The sequence below is a fragment of the Lysobacter sp. 1R34A genome, assembly GCF_051217035.1.
GTDB lineage: Bacteria > Pseudomonadota > Gammaproteobacteria > Xanthomonadales > Xanthomonadaceae > Lysobacter.
Window position 1 is genome coordinate 40,147 of the sequence record NZ_JBPKJP010000007.1, and the last position, 18,628, is coordinate 58,774.

Consider the following 18,628-nt stretch of genomic DNA (forward strand, 5'->3'; position numbering starts at 1 on the left):
CGGCCACGGAGCGCATCGGTGCTCAGGCAGAGGCGACCGCTGCACACGATGGGTCACGACCGGCGCCGTTCAGCGCGCCGCCACCTGCACCCGCGGCGCGCCCCGTTTGACCGACTCCAGGCGCCGCAACAGCTCCGATTCGCTGTACATCTCGCGCCGCAACACCGCCTCGGCGAGCTGCACTTGCGCCGCCGCGGCGCGCGCATCGCCGCGCGCGAGCAGCACCTCGGCATACGGCACGCGCAGCCTCGCGGTCTTGACCTGCTGCGCGCCGTAAGCGACCCGGCTGTCTTCGATCGTCCTGGCCCAGGCCGCTTCGGCCTCGTCCCAGCGTCCGCGGCGTTGCGCGAGTTCGGCCTGCAGGGCCGGAATCCGCGCCAGCATGAAGGCGTTGTATTCGCCGCGGCTGAGGTCGATCGCCGCGAGTTCGGTCTGCGCCTCGTCGAGGCGGTCGCGGCTCAGCAGCCACTCGACCCGCGTCAACGCGACCATCAACAGCCCCGGATGGTCGTCCGGATAACGCCGCCGCCACACCGCAGCGCTGTGCTCGACCAGCGAGCGCGCCTCTTCGCTGCGGCCGCCGCGCGCGAGCACCAGGCCGAGCGCGTTCTCGGTGCGCAGGACCCGGCGCTCGTCCGCCGGCAAGTGCTCGCGGCGGATCGACAAGGCCTGGCGCAGGCGCCGCTCGGATTCGGCCAGGTCGCCGCGCTCCAGCGACAGCGCCGCGTAGTTGTTGAGGATGCGGGCGTAATCCAGGCTGCGCTCGCCGGCCACGACCGCCATGATCTCGAGCGCGGCGCGGTAGTGCTCGCCGGCCTGGCGGTAATCGCCGAGGTCCTGGGTGGCGTTGGCCAGGTCGACATGGATGTTGGCGACCATGTCGCTCTGCTCGCCGTACAGATCGCGCGCCAGGCTCAAGTTCTCGACCAGCTCGCGTCGGGCTTCCGCCACGCGGCCGAGCCCGAACAGGGTGCTCGCCAAGCCGAACTGGTTGAGCTGGACGGCGACCGGGTCGGTGCCGGTTTCGCGGTTGATCTCCAGCGCGTCGCGATAGGTCTGCTCGGCGCGCTTGAGTTCGCCGCGGCGCCGGTACAGCTGGGCGAGCCGGGCGAGCATCGCCGCGCGTTCGTCGGGCGACTGGCGCAGGCCGCGCTCGCTGCGCAACTGCTGCGAGCGCTCGAAACTTCGCTCGGCCTGGGCGTACTGGCTGTCGGCCACCTGGGCCAGGCCGAGGGTGTCGTAGGCGTCGGCGAGCGCGCTCGGTTCGCCGTCGCGCTCGCGCAACGCCAGCGCGCGGCGCGCGGCGGCGACGGCCTGGGCGCCGTACTGGCGGTCGCTGAGCGAACGCGACAGGTCGGACAGCGCCTGCGCGGCCTGGTCGGGCCGGTCCACCGCCGGGTCGAGGAATTCGCGCGCGGCCTGGTCGAGCAGCGCTTCGGCGCGTTGCGGCTGGCCGAGGTTGCGATAGGCGCGGCCGAGCACCGCGCGCAACCGCGCGCGGATCGCCGGCGTGTCGTCGAGCCCTTGTCCGATGCGGGCGGCGGAAGCGTCGAGCACCTGCCGCGCGCTGAGCTCCTGCCCGGCCTGCGCGCCGCGCATGCGCGGGTCGGCGGCGTCGAAGGCCGAGACCAGGAAGTCGCTGACCTGGCGCGCGACCGAAGCCTCGCGCTCGGCGCGCGCGCGCTCGGCGGTGACCCGCCAGACGAAACCGCCGGCCAGCGCGAGCACCAGCGCCGCAGCCGCGGTCTCGCGCCAATGCCGGCGCAGATAGCGGCCGAAGCGATAGCGCAAGGTCGGCGGGCGCGCCGACACCGGGCGCCATGCGAGATGGCGTCCGATGTCCTGGGACAAGGCTTCGACCGAGGAATAGCGCTGGCGGGGATCGAGTGCGCAGGCGCGGGCGGCGATCGCATCCAGGTCGCCGCGCAGGCGCTCGCGCCAGGCGCAGCCCGGCCCCGCCCATGCGCTCGGCAACGGCACAGCGAGGTCGCGGTCGGCCAAGCCGCGTTCGACCGAACGGCAAGCCAGCAATTCGGTCAACAGCACGCCCAGCGCGAACACGTCGCTGACCACACTGACCCGCGCCCCGCCGAGCAGTTCCGGGCTGGCGTAGGCCGGCGTGCAGAAGGTGCCGTAGACGGCGTTGTCGTCGCCGGCCTGGTGATCGAGCACTTGGGCGATGCCGAAATCCAGCAGGACCGGCTCGCCGTCGTCCTGCACCATCACGTTGCCGGGCTTGAGGTCGCAATGCACGATCAGGCGCTGATGCGCGCTCTGCACCGCCGCGCAGATGCGCTGGAACAACTGCAGGCGCTGGCGCAGGTCGGGCTGGCGCTGCTCGCAGTACTCGTCGAGGTCGCGGCCGAGCACGTATTCCATGACCAAGTAGGGCTGCCCACTCGGAGTAGTGCCGCCGTCGTAGAGGCGGGCGATGTTGGGGTGCTGCAGTTCGGCCAGCAATTGCCGTTCGACCGCGAGGCGGCGGGCGAATTCGGCCTGGTTGAAGCCGCTGCCGCGCAGCAGCTTGATCGCGACCTGCTGGCGGAACAGGCCGTCGGCGCGCTCGGCCACGAACACCGTGCCCATGCCCCCGCTCGCCAGCCGTTCGATGAGTACCCAGGCGCCGAGCCGGTCGCCGACCTGCAGTTCGCTGTCGGGCAGGCCCGCGACCAGCTCGCTGAGCGATTGCACGACGCGGTCGAAGTGCTCGGTCTGCGCGCCGAGCAGCTCCAGCGCTTCGGCGATCAGCGCCGGATCGTCGCTGAGCGCATGCAACCGCTCCGCCCAGCGCTCGGCCGGCAGGTCGCATACCGCATCGAACAATCGGCGCAGGTCGTGCCAGCGCTGGGTTTCCATATCGCCTCCTGTCGCGTCCGATCGGCGGGCGCTCAGCCCAATTGCTGTCCGAGCCAGGCCCGGGCGAAACGCAGGTCGCGTTCGACGGTCGGCACCGAGACGTCCAGCACGCAGGCGATTTCGCGCTGCTCCATGCCGCCGAAGTAGGCCATTTCGACCGCCCGCGCCGAACGCGGGTCGCGCTCGGCCAGGCGCTCGAGCGCATCGTGCAGGGCCAGCACGTCGAAACCGACGGTCTGGCCGCCGTGCAGATCGGCATGCGACAAGGTCAGCATGACCGGCCGCGCGCCGCGCTTGGCCGCCGCCTGCGCGCGCGCCTGGTCGACCAGCACCGCGCGCATCTTCAGCGCGGCCAGCGCGTAGAAGTGGGCGCGGTCCTGCCACTCGACCTCGCCGCCGATCAGGCGGATCAGGGCTTCGTTGACCAGCGAGGTGGGCTGCAGGGTGCGCTGGCCGTTGCGTCCGCCCAGGCGCGCCGCGGCCATGCCGCGCAAGGTGTCGTAGACCAGCGCGAACAGGCGGTCGCGCGAAGCGACGTCGCCCCCGCGCCAGTCATGCAGCAACCGAGTCAGATCTTCGCTCATGCGCGCTCCCCAACGTCGCTACGCCGCCCCCGCGCCGCGGATGGTAGCCGAGTGGCGCGAACCGCGGAGGCCAGGCGGTCACAGCCGCGATCGCTCGTCGCCATCGGCCGCCCTCGTCGGCGCCCGCGTTGCGATCGGTTCGCGCACAGGCGACGACCGCCATCGGTCACGGTCCGCGCCGGCAACGGCGCTACAGTGTCCCGCTGCGCCCCGCACGTCCTCACCGCCATGCCGCCCACCCGCGCCATCGAAGCCAGCGACCACGGCCCCATTCGCGCCTTCCTCGACCGGCGCTGGGGCGGGCCGATCGTCATGCTCGACGGTCGCGCGATCGATGCCGCGGCCCTGCCGGGCTTCATCGCGCTGGCTGCGGACGGCGCGATCGCCGGCCTGGTCACCTTGCTCGACGACCCGATGCAGTCGGAGATCGTCACGCTCGATGCGGTGCAGCCGCAGGCCGGCCTCGGCACCCGCCTGGTCGAATGCGCGGCCGATCGGGCACGCGCGCTGGGCCTGGGCCGGCTGCTGACCCGCACCACCAACGACAACCTCGACGCGTTGCGTTTCTACCAGCGCCGCGGCTTCCGCCTGCACCGGCTCGCCGCCGGCGCGATCGATCTGGAACGCGAGGCGAACCCGGCGATTGCGCTGCTGGGGCGGCACGGCATCCCGCTGCGCGATGAGCTCAGCCTGGTCAGGGTCTTGAGCGCGGGTTGAGGGCACGGGCCGCGCGCGGCTTCGACGGAGCGACGCTGGCCGCAGAACCAGGAAACCCGTCGTAGGGCGGCTTCGGACCTCGCAAACAAGAATCCCGCCATTTGGCGAGCTCGTATCTTCACAAACGAGCCCCCCCTCGGGACGGGCTCCTGCTGGAAAACAAGAAACCCGCCTCGCGGCGGGTTCGTGCTGGAAAACAAGAAACCCGCCTCGCGGCGGGTTTCAGGTCGCCGATTCGAGCCGTTGAGCAGGAATCGGACTTGGGTATGGCAGCCCCGGATGGATTCGAACCACCGAATGCCTGAGTCAGAGTCAGGTGCCTTACCGCTTGGCGACGGGGCTATGGAACCGATATTAGCGCAAAAACGCGACGCGCAAAAACAACAATTAGCGCTTCGAGAACTGGGTTGCGCGACGAGCCTTGTGCAGACCGACCTTCTTACGCTCGACTTCGCGGGCGTCGCGGGTCATGAAGCCTGCCTTGCGCAGTTCGCCCTTGAGGGTTTCGTCGTACTCGACCAGTGCGCGGGCGATGCCGAGACGGATCGCGCCGGCCTGGCCGGTGATGCCGCCGCCGGCGACCGTCACGTTGACGTCGAACTTGTCGGTCGACTGGGTCAGCTCGAGCGGCTGGCGGACGATCATGCGCGCGGTTTCGCGGCCGAAGAACTCTTCGATCGAACGCTGATTGATGGTGATCTTGCCGTCGCCCTTGCGCAGGAACACGCGGGCGGTGGACGACTTGCGGCGGCCGGTGCCGTAATTCTGCTGGATAGCCATGGTCTTTACCTTAGATGTCGAGCGGCTGCGGCTGCTGGGCGGTATGCGGATGCTCGGAGCCCTTGTAGACCTTGAGCTTGCGATACATGGCGCGGCCGAGCGGATTCTTCGGCAGCATGCCCTTGACACCGATCTCGATGACGCGTTCCGGGTGGCGCTCGAGCGCCTGGCCCAGCGTCTCGCTCTTCAGGTTGCCGACGTAACCGGTGAACCGGTAGTACATCTTGTCCTGCAGCTTGTTGCCGGTGACGGCGATCTTCTCGGCGTTGATCACCACCAGGTAATCGCCGGTATCGACGTGAGGGGTATAGACGGGCTTGTGCTTGCCGCGCAGACGACGCGCGAGTTCGGAGCACAAGCGGCCGAGCGTTTTGCCCGACGCGTCGACGACGTACCAGTCGCGCTGGACGGTCTCGTTCTTGGCGGTAAAAGTCTTCATGACAACTCTTTATGTGGGCACAGTGGTCGGGCTGGTTCCGCCGTTTCCCGGTGCGGGAAGGGCGTCGGAACGTCGCCTCGCGTTGTGATTGCGGAACGAAAGAGGCGGAATGATAGCGGGCCGCCCGGGATCGCGCAAGCCTGGGTTTGGCCCGTGCTAGCATCGATGGTCATGCCGCACGACCGTCGCCCGCCCTCCGCCGATCCCCTGGTGGCTCTGGCCGACCGCTGCGTGCAATGCGGGCTGTGCCTGCCCGCCTGCCCCACCTACGGCCGCGACCGGCTCGAAGCCGAGTCCCCGCGCGGCCGGATCGCCCTGGCCCGGGCCTGGGCCCTGGACAGCATCGTCGCGACCGCGACGTCCGAGGCTCATCTCGATCACTGCCTGGGCTGCCGCAGCTGCGAGTCGGTGTGCCCGGCCGGCGTGGATTATGGCCGATTGCTGGTCCTGGCACGCAGCCGCCAGCGCGAGCGCCGGCCGCCGGCCTGGCGCCAGCGCCTGATCGAAGGCCTGGCGGCGCGGCCGCGCTGGATGGCCGCAGCCCTGTCGCTGTATCGGGTCGGCTATCCCTGGCTGCCCGAGGCCTGGCGCTCGTTGCCGCGCCCGCCGCGGCCAGCCCCGATACCGCCGGCACGCCCCCAGCCGGCCGCACAGGCCCGCGCCGGGTTGTTCGTGGGCTGCGTGGCCGACACCTATGAAAGCGCCCTGCGCGCGGCCACGGCGCGGCTGTGCGCCTCGCTCGGGGTGGAACTCGACCCGGTCGCCGGCCAAGGCTGCTGCGGCGCCCTGCACGAGCACGCCGGCAATGCCGCCGCGGCCCAGGACCTGGCCCAGGCCAACCGCGGCGCGTTCTCCGGCCACGACACCGTCCTGAGCCTGGCCAGCGGTTGCCATACCGCGCTGGCGCATTCGCTCGCGCCGCAGGCCCGGGTGGTCGACGCCATCGCCTACCTCGACCAGGCCGGCGCGGGCCTGCGCTTCCGCCCCTCGCCACAACGCATCGCCGTGCACCTGCCCTGCACCCAGCGCAACGTGGTCAAGTCGGTACCGGCCCTGCGCCGTCTGCTGGCGCGGGTGCCCGGGCTGCAGGTGGTCGAACTCGACGCCGGCTACGGCTGCTGCGGCGCCGCCGGCAGCCAGATGCTGGCCGCCCCGGCGCGGGCGGCCGAGTACCGCGCGCCCTTGCTCGAACAACTCGCGCACAGCGGCGCCGCCTTGTTGCTCAGCGCGAATATCGGCTGCCGCCTGCACCTGGGCGGCGGCACCTCGATCCCGGTCCAGCATCCGCTGGAGTTCCTGGCCGGGCTGCTCGACGAGGGCGGAGCCGCACCGGCGGCCGATTAACCGACTTCTACACCGGCCTCGCCTTAGAATCGGCGGCATGACGACCCGCGAACTCAGCCCCCTGGACCGCGTGCTCAGCGAAGCACAGCGCGCGCTCGATACCGTATTCGGCGCCCCCGGCGCCGAACGCCCGAACCCCGCCGGCAACACCGCCGAACTGGTGCTCGAACCCGGCGAACGCCGCCATTCGGCCGGCCTGATGCGGATCAACCACGTCGGCGAGGTCTGCGCCCAGGCCCTGTACTGCGGCCAGGCCGCGGTCGCCCGCGACGAATCCACCCGCGGCCACCTGCTCGAGGCCGCCCAGGAAGAGACCGACCACCTGGCCTGGTGCGCCGACCGCCTGCGCGAACTCGACAGCCGCCCGAGCCTGCTGAACCCGCTGTGGTACGCCGGCAGCTTCGCCATCGGCGCCCTCGCCGGCCTGCGCGGGGACGGCTGGAATCTGGGCTTCGTGGTCGAGACCGAACGCCAGGTCGAGGCGCACATCGACGAGCACCTGCAGTCCCTGCCCGAGGCCGACCAGCGCAGCCGGGCGATCCTGCGCACGATGAAGGCCGACGAGGCCCGCCACGCCGAGAAGGCCGAAGCCGCCGGCGCGCGGATCCTGCCGATGCCGGTGCCGGCCCTGATGGCGGCGGCATCCAAGCTGATGAAGGCCGTGGCTTACCGGGTCTGAAGCCACGGCCGCCGGATTGAGTACCCGGCCGCTTTGGCTTTCAGCCCCCCTCCCGTCCACCGGGGAGGGTTAGGGTGAGGGCTTGTCCTTACGGCGCGCCGGTCCGGGCCCCGGGGTCCCGGCCCCTCGAGCCTCACCCCGCCCCTCCCGCAGGCGGGAGAGGGAGGCAAGCCGGGCGGCGGGGAGGCCTCCGACCTCATCCCGAAACAAAAAGGCCGGCTTTCGCCGGCCTTTGGCGTGCATCCCGCAGCGCTCAGTCGACCAGGTTGCGGCCGTGGTAGAGCTCTTCGATCTCGCGGCGCAGGCGCGCTTCGATCTTCATGCGCTCCTTGAACGAGAGGTTCTTGGCCTTCTCCTCGAACAGGTAGGTGTCGAGGTCGAATTCCTTCAGGTGCATCTTCGTGTGGAAGATGTTTTCCTGATAGACGTTGACGTCGATCATCTCGTAGCGCGACTTGATGTTCTTGGCCAGGTAGTCCTGGATCGAATTGATCTTGTGATCGATGTAGTGCTTCTTGCCCTTGATGTCGCGGGTGAAGCCGCGCACCCGGTAGTCCATGACCACGATGTCGGACTGGAAGCTCTCGATCAGGTAATTCAAGGCCTTAAGCGGCGAAATCACCCCGCAAGTCGCCACGTCGATATCGGCCCGGAAGGTCGCGATGCCGCTGTCCGGGTGGGTCTCCGGATAGGTGTGGACGGTGATGTGGGACTTGTCCATGTGGGCGACCACGGCGTCGGAGATGATCTCCTTGCCGGCCGCCTTCTTGTCGATCACCGGTTCCTCGGAGATCAGGATCGTCACCGACGCGCCCTGGGGGTCGTAGTCCTGGCGGGCGATATTGAGGATGTTGGCGCCGATGATCTCCGCCACATCCGTGAGGATCTGGGTGAGGCGGTCGGCGTTGTACGCCTCGTCGATGTATTCGATATAGCGACCGCGCTCGTCCTCCGAGGCGGCAAAGCAAACATCGTAGATATTGAACGAGAGGGCCTTGGTGAGGTTGTTGAAACCCTGCAACCTCAGGCGCGGCAACGGCTTGACCACTGTAGGAATATCCGGACGGACGGCGAGGGCCGCGATTATGAGGCAATTGGCCCCGGGGGGAAACGCAGCTAGGTTTTGGACTGCGTCGATTACAAAAGCGTGACCGTCTCTGCGCTTCCATCATCGCTCTCTATCGGACCGGGATTTTCAACGGCAGGATTTGCTCACGCGGCCGTATCGCCCTAAGCTCGGCCGACAGCCAAAGCCCATTCCCAATGTCCGCCAACCCGGTAGCCCCCTTGACTGCATTGCGCAGAACCAATAGCCCGTTGCTGCCGGACGGCGCAACGATCGAACGCTTCCTGGCCCATTGCCACCGTCGCCGTTACCCGTCCCGTACGGACGTGTTTCGCCCCGGGGATCCGGCCAGCACGCTGTATTACGTCGTCTCGGGCTCGGTGAGCATCATCACCGAGGAAGAGGACGGACGTGAACTGGTCCTGGGCTATTTCGGCCCCGGCGAGTTCGTCGGCGAGCTTGGCCTGTTCATCGAGAGCGACCATCGCGAGGTGATCCTGCGAACGCGCAGCACCTGCGAACTGGCCGAAATCGGGCACGAGCGCCTCTACGACCTGCTGCTGACCCGGCTCTCGCTGGACGCGCCCAAGCTGCTGTATGCGATCGGCGCGCAGATTTCCCGGCGCCTGCTCGACACCAGCCGCAAGGCCGGTCGCCTGGCCTTCCTCGACGTCACCGACCGCATCGTCCGTGCCCTGCACGACCTCGCCAAGGAACCCGAGGCCATGAGCCATCCGCAGGGCACTCAGCTGCGGGTGTCGCGCCAGGAGCTCTCGCGCCTGGTCGGCTGCTCGCGTGAAATGGCCGGTCGCGTGCTGAAGAAGCTGCAGGCCGACGGCAAGCTGCACGCCCGGGGCAAGACCGTCGTTCTCTACGGGACCCGCTAAGGCCCCCGGTGGGACGCATCGCGCCCTCCTCCGAGACCGCACCCACGGTGCGGCTCGCGGAGCTGGGCGACGCCAGCGATGTCGCCGAGCTGCTCAGCCAGCTCGGCTACCCCTGCACCCGCGATGAGGCCCTCGAGCGCATCGCCGTGCTGCGCGAAGACCCGCGCCACGACCTGCTGCTGGCCGAACTCGATGGCCACGCCTGTGGCCTGATCGCCAGCCATACCCGCTATTCGCTGACCCGCGGCAACCTGCTGACCCGCATCACCGCCCTGGTGGTGGCCCAGTCCTGCCATCGACAGGGCATCGGCCGCCTGCTGGTTCGCGAGGTCGAGCGCCGCGCCCGCCGCGACGGGGTCGGCCGGGTCGAGGTCGCCAGCAATATCCGCCGCACCGACGCCCACGACTTCTACCGCGCCTGCGGTTATTCCAACGGCTCGTCGGTCAAGTTCGTGAAGATGCTGGGCGACTGAGGCCCGGGCTGCGGCATCGCCGTAGCCCGTAGCCGTAGTCCGATCTCACGCTGAACATCCATGCGGCGCGCCGGGGCGCCACGGCCGCCGCGGCTCGCGCCGCTCTTACCCGTTGCGGCGTTGCGGCTGGGCAGAATCGGCGCAAGCCGCGACCGCGCTCCCGCCTGCACCGGCGAGACCATCTAAGCCGCCGGCGACACCGGATCGCCGCCCCGCCCCGGGCAACCCCAGTTCAGGATCGGGGTGCCGGCCGGCAGCACGCGCCGGAACATCTCCACCCGCGCGGCCTTGGGGTTGACCACCACCGGCCTGCGCGCGGCCTTGAGCAGGGGCAGGTCGGCGCTGCTGTCCGAATAGGCGATCTCGACCGGCCCGGTGAAGCCGGACTCGCGCAGCATCGTCATCTTCATTTCGGAATGGCAGTGGCGGCGGGCGCCGAGCGCCCCGAGGCGCGGGCCGACCAGGGTGCCGACCACCGGCACGTCCTCGTGGGCGACGAAGGCCAGGATGGCGCGGGCCAGTTCCGGCGGCGCGCCGGTCGCGATGACCACCTGGTCGCCTTGCTCGCGGTGGCGATGCAGCACCTCCAGCGCGATCGCCAGCAACCGTGCGCGGATCTGCTCGGTGTGCTGGGCGACGTAGCGGTCGATCATGACGTCGAGCAAACCGGCGCGGTGCATGCCGACGGTGCCGACCCAGACGAAGGCCGAGATGCCGAGGCGGCGGGTCTTCAGCCAGGCCACCATCGGCCCGGCGACCGGCGCGATCAGGGTCGCCAGCAGCACCCGCCACCACGAGCGCTTGATCAGCCAGGCGAACAGGTGGCTGCCGGAGTCGCCGTCGTACAGGGTGTGATCGAAGTCGAACACGATCAGCGGCGCGTCGGCGCGCACCGCCGGAAACCGCGCGGGACGGACCGCGCTCACGCCGCGAACAACCGCCGCAGCGCCGCGCCCGGATCGCGTTCGCGCATGAAGCTTTCGCCGACCAGGAAGGTTTCGATACCGGCCCCGCGCATGCGGGCGACATCGCCCCCCGTGGCGATACCGCTCTCGGTCACCAGCGTACGGTCCCTGGGCACCGCCGCTTGCAGGGCGAGGGTGGTGTCCAGCGAGACCTCGAAGGTGCGCAGGTTGCGGTTGTTGACCCCGATCAGCTCGCAATCGGTCTGCAGCGCGCGTTCGAGCTCGTCGATGTCGTGGACTTCGACCAACACGTCCATGCCCAGCTCCATCGCCAGGCCGGCCATCTCGATCATCGGCCCGTCCTCGAGCGCGGCGACGATCAGCAGGATCGCGTCGGCGCCGATCATGCGCGCCTCGTAGACCTGGTAGGGGTCGACGGTGAAGTCCTTGCGCAACACCGGCAGCGTGCAGGCGCTGCGGGCTTCGCCGAGGTAGGCGTTGCTGCCCTGGAAGAAATCGACGTCGGTCAGCACCGACAGGCAGGCCGCGCCGCCGGCCTCGTAGCTGCGCGCGATCTCGGCCGGCTTAAAGTCGGCGCGAATCAGGCCCTTGGACGGGCTGGCCTTCTTGACCTCGGCGATCACCGCGGCTTCGCCGGCGGCGTGCTTGCGCTTGATCGCGTCGACGAACCCGCGGGCCGGCGCCTGCGAGGCCGCGCGCGCGCGCAGATCGGCGAGCGAGCGCACCCGGCTGCGCTGTTCGATCTCCTCGTGCTTGCGCGCGAGGATGGTGTTCAGGATGTCGCTCATGCCTTGCCCTTGCTCCCGTACGCGCGCTCGACCCTGGCCACGCGCAACTCGAAATGTCGATACCAATGTTCGCGCCCGTGGGCGCGGGTGGCGGCGTGTTCGGCCTGCCGTTTCCAGGCGGCGATCGCCGCCTCGTCGGACCAATAGCTTACGGTGATGCCGAAGCCGTCGTCGCCGCGGGTCGACTCGACCCCGAGGAAGCCCGGTTGCTGCGCGGCCAGCTCGACCATGCGCTCGGCGGCCTCGCCGTAGCCGGCATCGTCCCCCTCGCTGCGCTGGGAGCTGAAGATGACCGCGTAATACGGCGGTTTGGGCAATTCGGCGAAGCGGGCGGACATGCTGGCTCCTGAGTCGTGGTCTGTGGGCGAAGGCGGTCAGGCCCCGGCCAATTCCCGGGTCAGCGCGACGAACTCGTCGAGCTTCGCCCGCGCAGCCCCCGAGGCCAGCGCGTCGCGCGCGCGCTCGATGCCGTCCGCAATGCTCTCGGCCACGCCGGCGGCGTACAGTGCGGCGCCGGAGTTCAACGCCACGATCTCGCGCGGCAGGCCGTCGCGGTTTTCCAGCGCCTGCAGCAGCATGGCCTTCGACTCGCTCGCATCGGCCACGCGCAGGTTGCGGCTGGCCGCCATCGCGATGCCGAAGTCCTCCGGGTGCACTTCGTATTCGCGCACCACGCCGTCGCGCAGTTCGCCGATCAGGCTGCCGGCGCCGAGCGAGAGCTCGTCCATGCCGTCGCGGCCCCACACCACCAGCGCGCGCTGCGCGCCCATCTCCTGCAGCACGCGCACCTGGATGCCGACCAGGTCGGGATGGAACACGCCCATCAGGATGCTCGGCGCGTCGGCCGGGTTGGTCAGCGGGCCGAGGATGTTGAACAGGGTGCGCACGCCCATCTCGCGCCGCACCGGCGCGACCACCTTCATCGCCGGGTGATGCACCGGCGCGAACATGAAGCCGATACCGGCGCGGTCGATGCACTGGCTCACCTGTTCGGGCTGCAGCTCGATCGCCGCGCCCAGCGCTTCGAGCACGTCGGCGCTGCCCGACTTCGAGGACACGCTGCGATTGCCGTGCTTGGCCACCTTGGCCCCGGCCGCGGCGACGACGAACATGCTCGCGGTGGAAATGTTGAAGGTGTGGGCGCCGTCGCCGCCGGTGCCGACGATGTCGACCAGGTGGGTGCGGTCGCCGACCTGCACCGGCCGGGCGAACTCGCGCAGCACCGTCGCCGCGCCGGCGATCTCGCCGACGGTTTCCTTCTTGACCCGCAGGCCGGTGAGGATCGCCGCGGTCATGGTCGGCGAGATTTCGCCGCGCATGATCATGCGCATCAGATCGACCATCTCGTCGTGGAAGATCTCGCGGTGCTCGATCGTGCGTTGCAGGGCTTCTTGGGCGGTCAGTGGCATGGTGATTCGGGTCCTGGCGGGCGCGGGCGCGCCGCAGCGGTTATCGGGTCAGGAAATTCTTCAGCAGCGCGTGGCCGTGCTCGGTCAGGATCGACTCGGGATGGAACTGCACCCCTTCGACCGGATACTCGCGATGGCGCAGGCCCATGACTTCTTCGAAGCTGCCGTCCTCGTTCTCGGTCCAGGCGGTGATCTCCAGCGCCTCGGGCAGGCTGTCGCGCGACACCACCAGCGAGTGATAGCGCGTGGCCTGATAACTGTCCGGCAGGCCGGCGAACACACCGCGGCCTTCGTGGCGGATGCGCGAGGTCTTGCCGTGCATGATGGTCTGGGCGCGGATCACCTCGCCGCCATAGGCCTGGCCGAGGCTCTGGTGGCCGAGACAGACGCCGAGGATCGGTACCCGCGGACCGAGTTCGCGGATCACGTCCAGCGACACGCCGGCATCGTTCGGCGTGCCCGGTCCGGGCGAGATCATGATGCGTTCCGGCGCCAGCCGGTCGATCTCCGACACGCTCAAGTCGTCGTTGCGGATCACCTTCACGTCGGCCCCGAGCGCCTGCAGGTACTGCACGAGGTTGTAGGTGAAGCTGTCGTAGTTGTCGATCATCAGAACGGACATGACGCGCCTCGAATGCGGGTGATACCGGATAGCCGCGCGACCGCGGGCCAGGGGCCCGTCATCGTGCCGGCAAGGTGTTGCGGGAGATGCGGCGCCCTCGCCCGGGGCCGTCCGCAGCGGTACGGCAGAGCCGCGCCGGCGAACGCCAGCCCAGGATTATCCCGCCTCGATGAGGCCGCAGACAGGGGTCGGGACTGAAATAGCGCTGCTGCGCCGTGCAGGGCCCGGCTGCGCTTGGCGGCCGGAAAGCACTGGCCGCGCTGAGCGGCCGGAAAACCTCGACGGCGCTTAGCCGTCTGAAAGCATCGAATCGCAGGCGGGGTCACGCAGGGAGTCCTCGAAGGGCGGCAGGGAACGGACGACGGCGGCACGCCACCATCGCCAAGCCTGGCCGGCTTTCGGGGAGTTCTGCGGAATTGCGCGAACGATCATGCGGCTACTGTAACCGCTCGGCGCCGGTCTGTGCGAGGCCGCCGCGGCGCCCCGCCAGGGCCCCGATATGTGTGCCAGTTGGCAATAGCAAGAAACGAAGCAGTCTCCGCCGCGGCCGCCCGATAGCGTTAACTCGCCGGCCCCGCTCCGGGGCATCGCTCCGGCACCCGCCTCGCACCCGCACCGATCCCTACTGAAGGATGGACGTCATGCACGCTCCACGTCCCTGGCTACACCGCTGCGCGATTCTCCTGGCCGCCCTGGTCCTCGCCCCGAGCGCGATCGCGCGCGGCCCGGACCGGCTCCACTCGTCGCTGCGGGCAGGCGACGCCGCCGCCTCGGCGCAGTGCTATCCGTTCGTGCCGCCGGGCCCGCTAGCCCTGCGCGCCTCGGGCAAGAAAGTGTTCGCCTGGTATTTCCCGCCGTTCCAGCTCTCGACCCATAACGAGGCCGACAGCAAGAACTGGTACGAGCGCTGGCTCAGCCCGACCGGCGCGAGCAGCGGCAACCTGGAATACCTCAGCACCGGCGGCCTGCTGCGCGACCGCCCGCTGCCGATGCCGAAACGCCCGGAGCCGAACTGGAAACAGCTCAACTTCGAAGTCGAGATCCGCCAGGCCATCGCCATGGGGCTGGACGGTTTCATCCTGGAAATGTCCTACCGGCAGATCCATGTCGACGACCGCTTCAACCGGGTGCGCGACATGCTGGCGGCGGCCAAGGCGGTCGACCCGGAGTTCCGCATCCTGCTCGCGCCCGGGTTTCCGAAGGGCGCGCTGGACACGCCCGACGAACTCGCGCAGACCCTGCTCGCCGTTATCGACCACTCCTCGGTGTTCCGCCTGCCCGACGGCCGCGTGCCGCTGGCGACTTTCGCGCCCGAACGGCCGATCAGGGACGGCGGCAAGCCGATCCTGTGGTGGCAGCAGATGCTCGACCTGCTGCGCGCCCAAGGCGTCGAACCGGCGTGGTACCCGATGTTCCTTTCTCGCACGGCGATGAACTCAATTCCGAACATAGCCGAGTGGCGCGCAACCATGGCCGGTTATTCGATCTTCGAAGGCAAGACCGCCAGCCAGGCCGCTTCCAACCTCAGCGAGGCGGTAGATGCGCGCCGATACGGCCTGGACTGGATGGCGCGGGTCGCGTTCCAGGACATGCGCGTGCGCAAGAGCGCCGAGAAGGTCGAGCTGCGCCATTGGGAGTCGTCGAACAGCACGACCTTGCGCGCCTTGTTCGAGAAGGCCATCGAGAGCGATGCGCAGATGCTGAACATCCTGACCTGGAACGACTACGGCGAAACCCAGGTCGCGCCGTCGCGCGCCCGCGGCTATGCGGTGGCCGACCTGCTCGCCTACTACACGGCCTGGTTCAAGACCGGCCAGGCGCCGCCGATCGCGCGCGACGCCTTGTATTACTTCCATCGCAAACACCGCACCGATGCGCCCTACGACGCCACGAAGCAGACCGCCGGTGCGTTCACGATCCCGTCCGGGCCGGCCGCCGAAAACCAGGTCGAACTGCTCGCCTTCCTGACCGAACCCGGCCTGCTCAGCATCCGCCAGGGCAGCGACCTGCGTAGCGTGCAGGCCGCGGCCGGCATGACCTCGTTCAAGGTCCCGCTGATCGGCGGCACCACGCCGCAGTTCGAGTTGAGCCGCGGCAACCAGGTAGTCGAATCGCTGACCAGCGCAACGCCGGTGCGCGCTTCGGTCGACTACCAGGACATGACCTACTACGCAGGCGGCAGCATCGAGTGCGCACGGCCGTTGTAAGCCTGTCTCAGGCGGATTCGCGTATCGGGTGGCGCGATTCGATAACGACGAAGCGGCAGCGCAGCTCTTTGCAGGAGCTGCGCAAGCGGCGACCGCGCCGCTACGCCGGCCGGCGCGGGTCGCGTCTCGCGCCGCTCCTGCCCGAAGCGCATCCGCGCAGCGGTTACAGTCCCCGCGCCGCCTCGGCCACCGCACGGAACAGGGCGCGGCCCTTGTTCATCGTCTCCTCCCATTCCTTCTGCGGATCGGAGTCGTAGACGATGCCGGCGCCGGCCTGCACGTGCAGGCGGCCATCCTGGATCACCGCGGTGCGGATCGCGATGGCGGTGTCGGCGTCGCCGTGCCAGCCGATGTAGCCGACCGCGCCGGAATAGACGTTGCGCTTGATCGGTTCCAGCTCGCGGATCACTTCCAGCGCTCGGATCTTCGGCGCGCCGCTGACCGTGCCGGCCGGGAAGGTCGCACGCAGCACGTCCATATAGCTCATGCCCGCCTTCAACCGTCCGGTGACTTCGCTGACGATGTGCATGACGTGGCTGTAGCGCTCGATCACGAACTGCTCACCGACTTCGACCGTGCCGGGTTCGGACACGCGGCCGACGTCGTTGCGGCCGAGGTCGATCAGCATCAGATGCTCGGCGCGCTCCTTCGGGTCGGCCAGCAATTCGGCTTCGAGCGCATTGTCTTCCTCGACCGTCTTGCCGCGCGGGCGGGTTCCGGCGATCGGTCGCACGGTGACTTCGGCACCGCCGTCGTCGGTGTGTTGCAGGCGCACCAGGATTTCCGGCGACGAGCCGACCACCTGGGTGCCGCCGACATCGAGGAAGTACATGTACGGCGACGGATTCAGGGCGCGCAGCGCGCGGTAGACGTCGACCGGACGCGCCTTGAACGGCACGCTCAGGCGCTGCGACAGCACCACCTGGAAGATATCGCCGGCGCGGATCAGCTCCTTCGATTTCTCGACCGCGTCGATGAAGCCTTCGCGGGTGAAACCGGAGACGAAATCCCCTTCGTCCAAGCCGGCCGGGTCGAGGGTTTCCGGATAACTCGCGCCGCCGATGCGCAGCCGGTGCACGAGCTGGTCGAGGCGGCGGTTGGCGCGGGCGAACGCCTGCGGCTCGCGCGGGTCGGCGTGGACGATCAGGTACAGACGACCCTTGAGGTTGTCGAATACCGCGATCTCCTCGCTCTGCATCAGCAGGATGTCGGGGGTACCGAGTTCGTCGGGCTTGTGCACGCCACCGGACTGCGGGCCGGCCAGGCGCTGCTCGATGTACTGGATGCACTCGAAACCGAACCAGCCGACCAGACCGCCGGTGAACCCCGGCAGGCCGTCGATCTTGGGCACGCGGTACTCGGTGCGCAGCCGCTCGACTTCGGCCAGCGGGTCGTCGACCACGCGGCTGTCGATCAGTTCGCCGTGTTCGCTGACGAACAAGCTGTGGCCGGCGAACGCGTACACGCGCTGCGCCGGCAGGCCGATGATCGAGTAACGGCCGAAGCGTTCGCCGCCCTCGACCGACTCGAACAGATAGGTGTGCGGGCCGTCGGCGAGCTTGAGATAGACCGAGAGGGGGGTGTCGAGGTCGGACAGGACCTCGCGCACGACCGGAATACGGGTGTAGCCGTTAGCGGCCTGTTGCTGGAAGAGTTCGTGCGAAATCACGCGGCAGTTCCTTCATGGACGAGTGGGCAGGAGCGACGATGGCCGACGGCCACCATCGCCAACCCACGTCGGCACAAAGGAAATGCGGGTTCGCCCAGGCTTTCATGGACGCTACTGTAGCCGCTTCGCCGGCGCCGCGCGACGGCCTCAGCCGGCGTCGGCGGGGGACGATGGCGGCAATGCCGGCGTCGCCGACAGCAGCGGGCAGCCGAGTGGCAGGTGCATGCGCACGCGCCCGGCCACGCAGTCGATGCGGAAGTGATGCGCACAGACCGGTTCGCCGTCCAGGTTGAGGGTCAGCGCCCGCGGCGATTCGATTTCGACCGAGCGCAACTGCACCCGGGTGGCGACCCGCTCGAGCGCGGCATGCTTGCCTTCGGTCAGCAGGGTGCGCACGGTCGCGCCGACTTCGCCGGACAGGTCCGGCACCACGGTCACGTCGAGCAAGCCGTCGTCGATCAACGCGTCCGGACAAAGTACCTGGCCGCCGCCGGCCTGCTTGCCGTTGCCGATGCCCAGGGCGATGAAATCGCCCTCCCACTCGAAGCCGTCGCTATAAATACGGGCGCGCACCGGATCGATGCGGCCGAGCTTGGAGATGCCGGTGACCAGATAAGCCAGGCCGCCGAGCATCTTCTTGAGACCGGCGTCCGTGTCGATGGTGACTTGGGTACCGAAGCCGCCGCTGGCGAGGTTGGCGGCCCAGTGCAGGCCGTCCGGCGCTTCGAGGCGGATCAGGTCGATCGGCTGCGGCGGCCGCCGCGCGATCAGATCCAACGCCAATGCCGGGTCGGTGGGGATCAGCGCGGCGCTGGCGAAGTCGTTGGCGGTGCCGAGCGGCACCAGCCCGAGCGAGGGCAACGCGTCGGCAGGCTCGTCGCGATGCGCCAGGGTGGTCGCGATCTCGCTGAGGGTGCCGTCGCCGCCGGCCGCGACGAGGGTATCGACGCCGTCGGCGATGGCCTCGGCCACGTAGCGCTCGGCGTCGCCGCCCTCCCAGGTGACGCGGACGTCCAGGTCGATGCCGCGCTCGCGTATCGCGACCACGGCCTCGCGCAGGTCATCGTCGCCGGCCGACTTGCCGTTGAGAATCAAGCGCCAGCGAGGCTTGGGCATGGAGACGGGAGTCCGAGCGGGAAGCTCGCGAGGCTACCAGCGTGGGGGAAATTCCCGGTGAACGTC

Annotated in this window: 18 protein-coding genes and 1 tRNA gene; 6 read left to right on the forward strand and 13 right to left on the reverse strand. The window is 69.2% G+C overall.

The genetic code is table 11. From position 1 onward, the window contains the following. Nucleotides 1-69: 69 nt before the first annotated feature. Nucleotides 70-2,856 (reverse strand): tetratricopeptide repeat protein, encoded by a 2,787-nt coding sequence (locus ACSAMQ_RS04160; protein ID WP_435394432.1) that lies wholly within the window; start codon nt 2,854-2,856, stop codon nt 70-72. Nucleotides 2,857-2,888: 32 nt separating this feature from the next. Continuing rightward, on the reverse strand, nt 2,889-3,440 hold the full coding sequence (locus ACSAMQ_RS04165) for an ECF-type sigma factor (RefSeq protein ID WP_435394433.1): 552 nt from the start codon (nt 3,438-3,440) through the stop codon (nt 2,889-2,891). A 228-nt stretch (nt 3,441-3,668) separates the two neighbouring features. Between ACSAMQ_RS04165 and ACSAMQ_RS04170 the strand changes: the two genes are divergently transcribed. Then, nucleotides 3,669-4,157 (forward strand): GNAT family N-acetyltransferase, encoded by a 489-nt coding sequence (locus ACSAMQ_RS04170; protein WP_435394434.1) that lies wholly within the window; start codon nt 3,669-3,671, stop codon nt 4,155-4,157. A 267-nt stretch (nt 4,158-4,424) separates the two neighbouring features. Here ACSAMQ_RS04170 and ACSAMQ_RS04175 read toward each other — a convergent pair. The 3 genes from ACSAMQ_RS04175 to rplM form a co-directional block, all read right to left on the reverse strand. Continuing rightward, nucleotides 4,425-4,499: transfer RNA gene (locus ACSAMQ_RS04175), tRNA-Gln, on the reverse strand. Between the two features lie 45 nt (nt 4,500-4,544). Then, entirely contained in the window at nt 4,545-4,937 is a 393-nt protein-coding gene (rpsI, locus tag ACSAMQ_RS04180; protein WP_435394435.1) for a 30S ribosomal protein S9, read from the reverse strand. 10 nt (nt 4,938-4,947) lie between these two features. Then, nucleotides 4,948-5,376: a 50S ribosomal protein L13 gene (gene rplM / locus ACSAMQ_RS04185; protein WP_031371496.1), complete on the reverse strand. Its 429-nt coding sequence runs from the start codon at nt 5,374-5,376 to the stop codon at nt 4,948-4,950. A gap of 171 nt (nt 5,377-5,547) precedes the next feature. On the opposite strand from rplM, the gene ACSAMQ_RS04190 reads away from it, so the two are divergent. Beyond that, nucleotides 5,548-6,720 (forward strand): (Fe-S)-binding protein, encoded by a 1,173-nt coding sequence (locus ACSAMQ_RS04190; protein WP_435394436.1) that lies wholly within the window; start codon nt 5,548-5,550, stop codon nt 6,718-6,720. 37 nt (nt 6,721-6,757) lie between these two features. Beyond that, complete coding sequence (gene coq7 / locus ACSAMQ_RS04195; RefSeq protein ID WP_435394437.1) at nt 6,758-7,399, forward strand: 2-polyprenyl-3-methyl-6-methoxy-1,4-benzoquinone monooxygenase; 642 nt, start codon at nt 6,758-6,760, stop codon at nt 7,397-7,399. A gap of 253 nt (nt 7,400-7,652) precedes the next feature. Here coq7 and speD read toward each other — a convergent pair whose 3' ends face one another. After that, nucleotides 7,653-8,447, reverse strand: a complete 795-nt coding sequence (speD, locus tag ACSAMQ_RS04200) for an adenosylmethionine decarboxylase (protein WP_031371493.1) — start codon at nt 8,445-8,447, stop codon at nt 7,653-7,655. Nucleotides 8,448-8,662: 215 nt separating this feature from the next. On the opposite strand from speD, the gene crp reads away from it, so the two are divergent. Then, nucleotides 8,663-9,352, forward strand: coding sequence for a cAMP-activated global transcriptional regulator CRP (gene crp, locus ACSAMQ_RS04205; RefSeq protein ID WP_031371492.1), 690 nt, complete (start codon nt 8,663-8,665; stop codon nt 9,350-9,352). Between the two features lie 8 nt (nt 9,353-9,360). Then, nucleotides 9,361-9,825: a global regulator CLP-associated N-acetyltransferase gene (locus ACSAMQ_RS04210; RefSeq protein WP_435394438.1), complete on the forward strand. Its 465-nt coding sequence runs from the start codon at nt 9,361-9,363 to the stop codon at nt 9,823-9,825. A gap of 182 nt (nt 9,826-10,007) precedes the next feature. Here ACSAMQ_RS04210 and ACSAMQ_RS04215 read toward each other — a convergent pair whose 3' ends face one another. From ACSAMQ_RS04215 to ACSAMQ_RS04235, 5 genes are read right to left on the reverse strand one after another with little or no spacing between them, the layout of a single operon-like run. Further along, a complete protein-coding gene (locus ACSAMQ_RS04215) occupies nt 10,008-10,751 on the reverse strand; it encodes an HAD-IB family phosphatase (protein WP_435394439.1) in 744 nt (247 codons plus the stop codon). Further along, entirely contained in the window at nt 10,748-11,539 is a 792-nt protein-coding gene (gene trpC / locus ACSAMQ_RS04220; protein WP_435394440.1) for an indole-3-glycerol phosphate synthase TrpC, read from the reverse strand. Before trpC ends, ACSAMQ_RS04215 begins: the two co-directional genes overlap by 4 nt. Then, nucleotides 11,536-11,877 carry an antibiotic biosynthesis monooxygenase family protein gene (locus ACSAMQ_RS04225; protein ID WP_435394441.1) on the reverse strand — a complete coding sequence of 114 codons (342 nt, stop codon included), beginning with the start codon at nt 11,875-11,877 and terminating at the stop codon, nt 11,536-11,538. Before ACSAMQ_RS04225 ends, trpC begins: the two co-directional genes overlap by 4 nt. Nucleotides 11,878-11,913: 36 nt before the next feature. After that, nucleotides 11,914-12,948: an anthranilate phosphoribosyltransferase gene (gene trpD, locus ACSAMQ_RS04230; RefSeq protein WP_435394442.1), complete on the reverse strand. Its 1,035-nt coding sequence runs from the start codon at nt 12,946-12,948 to the stop codon at nt 11,914-11,916. A gap of 40 nt (nt 12,949-12,988) precedes the next feature. Further along, nucleotides 12,989-13,570, reverse strand: coding sequence for an anthranilate synthase component II (locus ACSAMQ_RS04235; protein WP_435394443.1), 582 nt, complete (start codon nt 13,568-13,570; stop codon nt 12,989-12,991). Between the two features lie 641 nt (nt 13,571-14,211). On the opposite strand from ACSAMQ_RS04235, the gene ACSAMQ_RS04240 reads away from it, so the two are divergent. Further along, nucleotides 14,212-15,777 carry an endo-1,3-alpha-glucanase family glycosylhydrolase gene (locus ACSAMQ_RS04240; RefSeq protein ID WP_435394444.1) on the forward strand — a complete coding sequence of 522 codons (1,566 nt, stop codon included), beginning with the start codon at nt 14,212-14,214 and terminating at the stop codon, nt 15,775-15,777. A gap of 163 nt (nt 15,778-15,940) precedes the next feature. On the opposite strand, the gene trpE is transcribed toward ACSAMQ_RS04240, so the two are convergent. Further along, entirely contained in the window at nt 15,941-17,446 is a 1,506-nt protein-coding gene (gene trpE, locus ACSAMQ_RS04245) for an anthranilate synthase component I (protein ID WP_435394445.1), read from the reverse strand. Between the two features lie 147 nt (nt 17,447-17,593). Continuing rightward, nucleotides 17,594-18,562 (reverse strand): lipid kinase YegS, encoded by a 969-nt coding sequence (yegS, locus tag ACSAMQ_RS04250; RefSeq protein WP_435394446.1) that lies wholly within the window; start codon nt 18,560-18,562, stop codon nt 17,594-17,596. Between the last annotated feature and the right edge of the window lie 66 nt (nt 18,563-18,628).

Excerpts from the sequence above, each read along its gene's own strand:
- ACSAMQ_RS04160 (WP_435394432.1), bottom strand. The coding sequence starts at position 2,856 with ATGGAAACCCAGCGCTGGCACGACCTGCGCCGATTGTTCGATGCGGTA.
- ACSAMQ_RS04165 (WP_435394433.1), bottom strand. The coding sequence starts at position 3,440 with ATGAGCGAAGATCTGACTCGGTTGCTGCATGACTGGCGCGGGGGCGAC.
- ACSAMQ_RS04170 (WP_435394434.1), top strand. The coding sequence starts at position 3,669 with ATGCCGCCCACCCGCGCCATCGAAGCCAGCGACCACGGCCCCATTCGC.
- rpsI (WP_435394435.1), bottom strand. The coding sequence starts at position 4,937 with ATGGCTATCCAGCAGAATTACGGCACCGGCCGCCGCAAGTCGTCCACC.
- rplM (WP_031371496.1), bottom strand. The coding sequence starts at position 5,376 with ATGAAGACTTTTACCGCCAAGAACGAGACCGTCCAGCGCGACTGGTAC.
- ACSAMQ_RS04190 (WP_435394436.1), top strand. The coding sequence starts at position 5,548 with ATGCCGCACGACCGTCGCCCGCCCTCCGCCGATCCCCTGGTGGCTCTG.
- coq7 (WP_435394437.1), top strand. The coding sequence starts at position 6,758 with ATGACGACCCGCGAACTCAGCCCCCTGGACCGCGTGCTCAGCGAAGCA.
- crp (WP_031371492.1), top strand. The coding sequence starts at position 8,663 with ATGTCCGCCAACCCGGTAGCCCCCTTGACTGCATTGCGCAGAACCAAT.
- trpC (WP_435394440.1), bottom strand. The coding sequence starts at position 11,539 with ATGAGCGACATCCTGAACACCATCCTCGCGCGCAAGCACGAGGAGATC.
- ACSAMQ_RS04225 (WP_435394441.1), bottom strand. The coding sequence starts at position 11,877 with ATGTCCGCCCGCTTCGCCGAATTGCCCAAACCGCCGTATTACGCGGTC.
- trpD (WP_435394442.1), bottom strand. The coding sequence starts at position 12,948 with ATGCCACTGACCGCCCAAGAAGCCCTGCAACGCACGATCGAGCACCGC.
- ACSAMQ_RS04235 (WP_435394443.1), bottom strand. The coding sequence starts at position 13,570 with ATGTCCGTTCTGATGATCGACAACTACGACAGCTTCACCTACAACCTC.
- ACSAMQ_RS04240 (WP_435394444.1), top strand. The coding sequence starts at position 14,212 with ATGCACGCTCCACGTCCCTGGCTACACCGCTGCGCGATTCTCCTGGCC.
- yegS (WP_435394446.1), bottom strand. The coding sequence starts at position 18,562 with ATGCCCAAGCCTCGCTGGCGCTTGATTCTCAACGGCAAGTCGGCCGGC.